This window comes from Candidatus Igneacidithiobacillus taiwanensis (assembly GCF_031962545.1).
GTDB lineage: Bacteria > Pseudomonadota > Gammaproteobacteria > Acidithiobacillales > Acidithiobacillaceae > Igneacidithiobacillus > Igneacidithiobacillus taiwanensis.
The window spans coordinates 1-8,147 of sequence record NZ_JAVRKK010000101.1; the positions used below are offsets into that span (position 1 = coordinate 1).

Sequence of the window (8,147 nt, forward strand, 5' to 3'; positions counted from 1 at the left end):
CGGTAAAACCCCCGGATCCGGTACCCGACATGTTGAACCTGCATGGCACTCCTCCCTCGCCAAAGAAGTGCCAAAGGTTTGTGAACTTATGCAGGAGATACCTGTGTCAGAAGCATCCTGCCCCGCTCGATTACTGAGCCCGATTTTCAAGGTCTTGGCCGAACCTAACCGGCTCGCCATCCTCTGCGCGTTAGGGACGGAGTGCCGACCGGTGACCGATATCATCCATGCCACCAAGCTTCCCCAGACCAATGTCTCCTTCCATTTGCGCATTCTACGCGAGGCCGGCTTGGTGCGTGCCGAGCGGCGTGGGAGCTTCGTGTACTACTGCCTTCCCGACCCGGAATTACTGGCGATTCTGCAGTCGTTTCAGGCTTGGGCAAGGGCCCACACCCCAATGCTCACCTTAGTGGAGGGCGATGGCAACGACAATATTTCCCCAACAAAGCGGAGGACAAGGTCATGTGGATGAACGGGGGGTGGGGCTGGATGCCCTCGGGGTGGATCTTTCCGCTGATTTTTCTGGTGCTGATGGTGGTTTTTATGGTTTTGCTGATGCGCGGCGGCATGGACGGCCGCCCGATGTGCGGCGGTTCGCACAAAACGCTCGGATCGGCAGAAACGCCGCGGGAAACCCTGGATCGGCGTTACGCCCAAGGCGAGATCACTCGCGAAGAATACCAGCAGATGCGTAACGAATTGGAAAGCTGAGGGGTAATCATGAACACGAAGGAACCAGCAGCATTCTTCACGGCTACGCTCATGCCGGATCGCAATTGGTGGCAGGCGTTGTGGCCGGATCCCGGGCAGGTTGTGCACAATTTGGGCGTGCGGCCGGGAATGGCGGTACTGGATCTCTGCTGTGGAGACGGCTATTTCACCGCCGCCATTGCGGCGCTGGTAGCCGGGGCCCCGGTTTTTGCCATCGACTTGGATGCGCAGATGCTGGCCGCCGCCCAGTCCGCTTGTATGGAGTTTGAAAACTGCAGCTTTCTGCAGGGCAACGCCATGGAGCTGCAGCATTTGCTCCCCGAGCCAGTGGACTTCTGCCTCATGGCGAACACCTTTCATGGGGTTCCCGAGCCAACCGCCCTGGCCGTAGAGATTGCCCACAACCTCCAGCCTGGGGGGATCTTCGCCATCGTCAACTGGCATGCTCGTCCGCGGGAAGAAACAACCGTGCTGGGACAGGCGCGCGGGCCGCGCACGGAGCTACGCATGACACCAGAGCAGGTGCGCGCCGTTGTCGAACCTTCCGGTCTGCAACTGGATCGCGTAGTCGAACTCCCTCCCTATCATTACGGTGCCCTTTTCCGGCTTCCTGGATAACGGAATCTGCCGGACACTGACCACTGGAAAAACATTTTTGTGACAAGATCAGAACTTTTCCGGACGCAGTTGGCCGTATACTCTGCAGGCTAGCTAGCAAGCTCATCGAACGATGAGGAGGTACGCACATGCTCGAGGAACCGCTGATGGCAGAAGACGGCGCTGCGCCTCGCCTTGTTCCCTGCGCTCTGCGCGCCTGGGAGGCGTCCGGAGCAGAACTTCGGCGTTTCCTGCGCCGTCAATTACAGGGCATGGCTGACCCCGGCGACTGCGACGATCTGCTCCACGATCTGTTCCTCCGTTTGCTCCGTCAGGGCGGGGGCTTCTGTCAGGTGGACAATGCCCGTGCCTGGCTCTTTCAGGTGGCGCGCAATCTGGTTATTGATTACCAGCGACGCTTGCGACCGGAGGACCAACTTCCCGAGGAGCTACACGAAGATGCGCTGGAAGCAGCTCCCGTCGACGATCTGGCGCGCTGCCTGCCTGCAGCCCTGGCGCAGCTGTCCGAGGAGGATCGCGACATCCTGCTGCGTTGCGATCTGGAAGGCATGCCCCAAGCCGAGTTCGCGGCACAGGCGGGCCTTACCTTGCCCGGAGCCAAGTCCCGCATTCAACGCGCCCGCCAGCGCCTGCGTCAGGCCCTGCTGCAGCATTGCGGCGTGCGTTTTGATCCAGACACTGGGCGGGTCTGTTGCCATCGGGGTGCCTAGTCGTTTGTCTTGGACGTTATCCCACCGCCTGTATTGAGAAATAACTCACCTCACATCCAAGCTGCATCCTTTTTCGCCTTGCTGCGTCTTCGTTGCTAACAGACGGCTAGAGGAGAACGCAATGGTCTCACAAGCAAAAGAGGATGCCCATATTCTGCGCACCGCCCCCGCCTGGCGCGCCTGGATCGTGCCGGTGCTGTACGTGCTCGCCTGGTTCGTGCTCTACGACCAGCTCGAACCCGCCACCGACGCCTTCATGCGCTGGCTGTCCGGCGCCACGGGGCTGGCTGCCAGCAGCCACCTCTACAGCGCGCTGGCGTTTTTCGTGTTCGAAGTGCCCAAGGTGCTGATGCTGCTGGCGCTCATCGTGTTCGTCGTCGGCGTGATCCAGACCTTTTTCACCCCGGAGAAGACCCGGGCGATCCTGGCGGGCAAGCGCCAGGGCGTGGGCAATGTGCTCGCGGCAACGCTGGGCATCGTCACGCCGTTTTGCTCCTGCTCGGCCGTGCCCCTGTTCATCGGCTTTCTCACCGCGGGCGTGCCGCTGGGGGTGACGTTTTCGTTTCTGGTCTCGGCGCCGATGGTCAACGAGGTGGCGCTGGCGCTGCTGTTCGGCATGTTCGGGTGGAAGATCGCGGCAATCTACCTCGGCCTCGGGCTGACGGTAGCCATCGTCGCCGGGCTGGTGATCGGGCGGATGAACCCGGTCAATCTGGTCGAAGCCTGGGTGTTCGACATCCCGGCGGTGCACGGCGAGGAAGGCAGGCTAACCTGGCAGGCGCGCTTTGCCCAGGGCTGGAAGCATGTGCGCGACATCGTGCTCAAGGTCGCGCCCTATATCGTCGCCGGTGTGGGCGTGGGGGCGTGGATTCACGGCTATGTGCCGCAGGACTTCATGGCGCACCTGATGGGCAAGAGCGCGTGGTGGTCGGTGCCGCTGGCGGTGTTGATCGGCGTGCCGATGTATTCGAACGCAGCAGGCATCATCCCGGTGGTGCAGGCGCTGCTGGGCAAGGGCGCAGCGCTGGGCACGACCCTGGCATTCATGATGGCGGTCACCGCGCTGTCCTTCCCGGAGTTCATGATTCTGAAAAAGGTGATGAAGCCCAAGCTGATCGCGCTGTTCGCCGGGGTGGTGGCGGCGGGCATCATCGTCGTGGGGTATGTGTTCAATGCGGTGATGTGACGCCTTTCACATCGATCTTTTCTCAATCCAAACAAGGAGACTTTCATGACAGTCAATCGCATGGTGAGCATCATGGCCGGGTTCATGGTGCTGCTCAGTCTGGTGCTCGCGCAAATCAGTCACCAGATCGATCTGCTGCACCCCACCTGGCTGTGGCTCACCGCCTTCGTCGGCCTGAATCTGTTCCAGATGGGCTTTACCGGCTTTTGCCCCGCGGCCAAGGTGTTCAAGGCGCTGGGCATGAAGGAAACCACCAAAGCCTGCGGCACGACGTCGTCGGGCAAGAGCTGCTGCTGAATCATCTCGAGGAGCATTCGCATGACCAATATCAAAATCCTCGGCACGGGCTGTGCCAATTGCAAGGCCACGCAAAAGCTGGTCGAAGACGTGATCGCCGCCAAGGGCATTCAAGCGCAGGTGGACAAAGTCGAGGACATTCCCTCGATCATGAAATACGGCGTGATGAGCACCCCGGGCGTGGTGATCGACGGCAAGGTGGTGCATTCTGGCGGCGTCCCCAGCCGGGCGCAGGTCGAGAGCTGGTTCGGAGCCTGAACATGAAAAAACACACGCTCTTCTCCGCTTCGCGCCTCGTCGGCGCCGCGTTGCTCGCGGCTTGCAGCCTGTGGGCGCAGGCCGCCCAGGCCGACTCGGCCACCTGGAAGCAGACCATCATCACCCCGGAGACCGCGCTCAAGGCGGCGCAGGCGGCCAAGGCCGAATGCGCCAAGCGCGGCTGGCAGGTGGCGGTGGCCGTCACCGACCCATCGGGCTTGCCGCTGGTGCTGCTGCGCGACCGCTATGCCGGCTGGCATACGGTGGCTGCGGCCGAAGGCAAGGCGCGCACCGCAGCGAGCTGGCGCGAGGCAACGAGCGCGGTGGCCGCGCGGGTGAACAAGCCGGGGGCGGCGGAGTCGGCGATCAAGAACCTGCCCGGCGTGGTGATGATCGGCGGCGGGCTGCCGATCGAAGCCGCTGGGCAGATGGTCGGCGCCATCGGGGTGTCGGGTGCGCCGGGCGGGGCGAATGATTCGATTTGTGCCGAAGCCGGATTGCAAGCCATTACGGCAGATCTCAATTTTTAACACCGAAAAGCCCAGTGTGTGCATCTTTTTGGCGTGATGTTCGTCCTAGGGGTAGTTACAGAATTACGAGGAGTAGACGATGAACAGAAGAGGCTTTTTGTTGACGAGTGCCAGCGCGGGAGCTGCTGCCTTGTTGTCTCCGGTGCTGAGCAACGGCGCCACAGTGGAATGGGCGGATGCGAGTTACGCCGCCTTCCCCCAAAGCTATGTGGTGGAATTTCGGGTCACGCCGCCACAACAGCAGGCCGTACTGCAAGCGGTAGCCGCGCTAAGCAAAGAACTACAGGGACGGACGGGTTATCTGGGTGCCACTCTCAAGCAGATGCAGGGAGAGTCGACCATGGTCAAAAACTACCCTCCGGTCTTCAAGGGAGTCTTGGCGGCGGCGAGTGCCGAATCAGCCGCAGAGGGGCGTTTACCGTATGCCAATGTGCTGTTCCTACGCTTTGCCAACGCGACAGAACTACCCCGCGCCGAGCTGGATGCCTGGGTGCAGAATCGTCTCGCCCCGCATGTGCAGTTCACACCGCCAGGCGCGGCGAAGCCGTTGGAATTCACACCACTTACCGGGGTCTATGCAACGGTCATCGCTGGCGATCGTCACGAGATTCACGACTCGCCCACTGCCATCGCGCAGTTTCTTGGCCAGCAGGACGATACGCCACAACGGAAACTCGTCACCGTCATCAATCATGTGATGGTTCCCGATACGCTGCACGCCGAGCTGGAGGCCAAAGTCGGGCCACTTTTGAAGGTCGCCCAAAACACCTTTGAACCCAAGGACGACCCCAATGGCGTCGGCCAACCCGGTAGCCGCGACAATCGCGATTATCGCAAGGCCGTAAGTACCGAGATTCTGGTCAACACCCAGCCCTATGGGTCGCTGCGCAACTACCTGATGCATGGCGTCTGGGAGTCGGTCTGGGATCACGAAAATTCCCATCTCGACCCGCGCTTTCAGCATGCCTTCATGGCGGTGGCGCCGTATGTGGTTTCGGGCCCGGTGGAGCCTTTCTACCACACCCTGTTTTTGGAAAACCGCGCGTAACTAACTCATCTGAAAGGAGAGCACCAATGTCCGATACCTCCCGTCCCAGTCCCGAGCAGATCTTTGCCGGTATGCGGCAAGCCATGGGCCATGTACCCAGTGCCATCGAAAAGTCGGTGAGTGCCGATGCCGAGCTGATCCACGAGCATATGCGCTCCCGGGCCTTTGCCATGCCCACCGAGGGGGCGCTGGACGATGAAACGCGCACCCTGGTTTACCTCGCGGCAGCCCTGGCCGCCTCGAGTCAAGCCTGCATCCAGGCCATGGCTAAAAAAGCCGCGCATCAGAAGATCCCCGCCGCCAAGGTGATGGAAACCGTGCGCATCGTCCGCTATGCTATGGCGACCAAGGTCATTGGCGATGCCGAACCGGTCTTCGCCGCGCTCGGTGCCGAAGGCTAAGAGCTTGCTCCTGGGGGTGGGACCGCTCTCGCGGTCCCGGTCCTGGGACTACAACAGAAGGACTCGGTGTATGAGTAGGTTGGGCCCATTGGGACAAAAAGCTCGGCAGGCAGCAGCGGCACGCATGCGCCTCATCCCAGTGTTGCCCTTTGCCATCCCTCTAGTCTTGCTCCCCCTCTTGCCACTTGCCTTGTGGAAGGCTGATGATCCCCAGGGTTTTTTAGCACAACGTGAGGATCTGTTGTTTGGGCTCTTGATCTTCATTGTCGCGGTGCGCTTCTTGTTGCTGGATCTCATGCTGTTCTATGTCTCGCGGGCACGCCGCTCCCTACATCTGGATCTATTGCAGATCGTTTTTTTGTATCTCGAAGTCACGGTGGTGACGCTACTGTACTTTGCATTGCTCTATGACCTATATGGGGTTTTTCATCTGTTTCAGTACAGCGGCCCAAATGCCGCGCAACAGGCTCTGGCCCTGAACGGCCATGATCTGCTGCTCTCCTTGTATGTTTCCACCGAATTTTTTACTACCTTGGGCAATGGGGATTGGATACCGCGCACCCTCAATGCCATGTTGGCAGCGGGGATCGAGGCCCTACTCGGCTTTGTGCAGGGAGGGGTGTTCTTTGCCGTCTTGATCTACGCCCATCAAGATCGAACGGGTAAGTGAGATGACAGCACTTCGCGCCGCCCACGGCAAATCTCCTGCTATACTTCGGACGTCTATATCCAATGTGACAGAGAGCCTTGTGCCACCGGGGACCACCATGCCAAGACGACCGCGCGCCGCATTCCTTGCTGCAGTGCTCTTGCTGAGCGCCGCCGGGGCACGGGCCGAAGACCTGCTTTCGGCCTACCACCAAGCCTACCGCACCGACCCGGCTCTGGCCGAGGCACGGGCGCAGTTACAGGCAACGCTGCAAGACCGCCCTGCGGCACGAGCGGCATTCCTGCCGCATTTGGGTCTCGGGGCCAGCGTAGGTTTCAACACCGGACACTTTTCCGGTTTTGCCGGGCTCGACCTCAACAAAGCGTATTATTCCGACAGTTACAGCGTCACCCTGACCCAGTCGGTCTTCAACGGGCAGAGCTACACCGCCCTGCACGAGGCCAGCAGCCGCATTCAGGCGCAAACGGCGGCGCTGCTCTACAGCGAGCAGCAACTGGCCCTACGGGTAGCCACGGCGTACTTTCAGGTGCTCGAGGCCCAGGCCCAGGAACGAGTAGCCGAGAAACAGCGACAGTTACTGGAGAGCATCTATAAACAAACCGAAGCCACCCTCAAGATCGGCACCGGTGACATCATTGCCGTGCGCGAGGCGCAGGCCCGCCTCGATGCGGCCCGTGCGGACCTGATCCGCGCGCAGAATACGGTGGCAGTGGCCCAGCGTGGGCTCGAGCGTCTTACCCATGCCCCAGTGGGGCAACTAGCGGATCTGCGCAGTTTTACGCCGGAAGGCCCCCATCCTGACAACATGGAAGCCTGGGTCCAGGCAGCCCTGCAGGATCAGCCTCTCCTCCGCGAAGCCCAAGCGCAGTTGCAAACTGCCCAGGAGGAAGTCCAGTACCAGCAGCGGGCGCGCTGGCCAAAGCTGGACCTACAGGGTGTTGCCCAGCATATCCACGGCAGTCCCTTTCCGGGATTCAACGAGAACCAGGCCGGGGTGAGCCTGAACCTTTCCATGCCCTTGTACGAGGGAGGCAGTATTTCCAGCGGCGTCCAAAAGGCCCAAGCCCTGAGTGTGGCCCAGGTCGACCATGTGGGCAGCGTGCGTGATGAGGTACGGCTAGACACCCAGACCGCCTTTCTGAACCTGCAAGACAGTGTTTCCCAGCTCGAGGCGGCCAAAGCAACGGTGGAATCGGCTAAAGTTTCGCTGACCGGCACCCGTAAAGGCTATGAGGTGGGAACACGCTCCATCATCGACCTGCTGCAGACCGCTACGGACTACATTCGCGCCGAACAGGACTACAACGTCGCCCTCTATCGTCAGATTCTAGCCCGAGTCCAGCTCAAAGCGGCTGCCGGGCAGCTGAATCTGCAGGACCTCCAGGCCGTGAACGGTCTGCTGCAAACGAATTGAAGACACCATCAGAAAGGAAGCTTGTCATGGCCAGCAAAAAGAAACGCGTCATCCTGCTGCTACTGGTCTTACTGATTGGCGCCGGTTTGGCCTACTGGTGGACCCACCGCCCGACCACCAATCCCCATACCTTGACCATCTACGGCAACATCGATATCCGCGAGGTACAGTCGGCCTTCAATGACAGCGGGCGGGTGCAGAAGCTGCTGGTGCAGGAAGGCGATCGCGTTACTCGGGGACAGTTGCTGGCGGAGCTGGATCCAACGCGCTTTCAGGATGCCGTAGACCGAGACCAAGCGACGGT

Annotated in this window: 13 protein-coding genes; all 13 read left to right on the plus strand. The window is 60.8% G+C overall.

The window, feature by feature from the left end:
* Positions 1 to 103 precede the first annotated feature (103 nt).
* A complete protein-coding gene (locus RTI30_RS10850) occupies positions 104 to 472 on the plus strand; it encodes a metalloregulator ArsR/SmtB family transcription factor (protein ID WP_312262875.1) in 369 nt (122 codons plus the stop codon).
* Complete coding sequence (locus RTI30_RS10855; protein ID WP_312274825.1) at positions 463 to 711, plus strand: SHOCT domain-containing protein; 249 nt, start codon at positions 463 to 465, stop codon at positions 709 to 711. The genes RTI30_RS10850 and RTI30_RS10855 overlap by 10 nt, the downstream gene beginning before the upstream one ends.
* Positions 712 to 720: 9 nt before the next feature.
* A complete protein-coding gene (locus RTI30_RS10860) occupies positions 721 to 1,329 on the plus strand; it encodes a class I SAM-dependent methyltransferase (RefSeq protein ID WP_312262873.1) in 609 nt (202 codons plus the stop codon).
* A 128-nt stretch (positions 1,330 to 1,457) separates the two neighbouring features.
* Entirely contained in the window at positions 1,458 to 2,039 is a 582-nt protein-coding gene (locus RTI30_RS10865) for a sigma-70 family RNA polymerase sigma factor (protein WP_312262872.1), read from the plus strand.
* Positions 2,040 to 2,160: 121 nt separating this feature from the next.
* Positions 2,161 to 3,225 carry a permease gene (locus RTI30_RS10870; protein WP_312262871.1) on the plus strand — a complete coding sequence of 355 codons (1,065 nt, stop codon included), beginning with the start codon at positions 2,161 to 2,163 and terminating at the stop codon, positions 3,223 to 3,225.
* A gap of 45 nt (positions 3,226 to 3,270) precedes the next feature.
* Positions 3,271 to 3,522, plus strand: a complete 252-nt coding sequence (locus tag RTI30_RS10875) for a DUF2892 domain-containing protein (RefSeq protein ID WP_312262870.1) — start codon at positions 3,271 to 3,273, stop codon at positions 3,520 to 3,522.
* Between the two features lie 21 nt (positions 3,523 to 3,543).
* Positions 3,544 to 3,780, plus strand: coding sequence for a thioredoxin family protein (locus tag RTI30_RS10880; protein ID WP_312262869.1), 237 nt, complete (start codon positions 3,544 to 3,546; stop codon positions 3,778 to 3,780).
* A gap of 2 nt (positions 3,781 to 3,782) precedes the next feature.
* Complete coding sequence (locus tag RTI30_RS10885; RefSeq protein ID WP_312262868.1) at positions 3,783 to 4,310, plus strand: heme-binding protein; 528 nt, start codon at positions 3,783 to 3,785, stop codon at positions 4,308 to 4,310.
* Between the two features lie 79 nt (positions 4,311 to 4,389).
* Positions 4,390 to 5,358, plus strand: a complete 969-nt coding sequence (locus RTI30_RS10890) for a hypothetical protein (RefSeq protein WP_312262867.1) — start codon at positions 4,390 to 4,392, stop codon at positions 5,356 to 5,358.
* 26 nt (positions 5,359 to 5,384) lie between these two features.
* Positions 5,385 to 5,759 carry a carboxymuconolactone decarboxylase family protein gene (locus RTI30_RS10895; protein ID WP_312262866.1) on the plus strand — a complete coding sequence of 125 codons (375 nt, stop codon included), beginning with the start codon at positions 5,385 to 5,387 and terminating at the stop codon, positions 5,757 to 5,759.
* Between the two features lie 70 nt (positions 5,760 to 5,829).
* The gene (locus tag RTI30_RS10900; protein WP_312262865.1) at positions 5,830 to 6,429 is read left to right on the plus strand and encodes a hypothetical protein; all 600 of its coding nucleotides are present in this window, start codon (positions 5,830 to 5,832) and stop codon (positions 6,427 to 6,429) included.
* Positions 6,430 to 6,526: 97 nt separating this feature from the next.
* A complete protein-coding gene (locus RTI30_RS10905) occupies positions 6,527 to 7,843 on the plus strand; it encodes a TolC family outer membrane protein (RefSeq protein ID WP_312262864.1) in 1,317 nt (438 codons plus the stop codon).
* Between the two features lie 26 nt (positions 7,844 to 7,869).
* A partial coding sequence (locus RTI30_RS10910) for a biotin/lipoyl-binding protein (protein ID WP_312283759.1) occupies positions 7,870 to 8,147 on the plus strand: 278 nt, incomplete at its 3' end.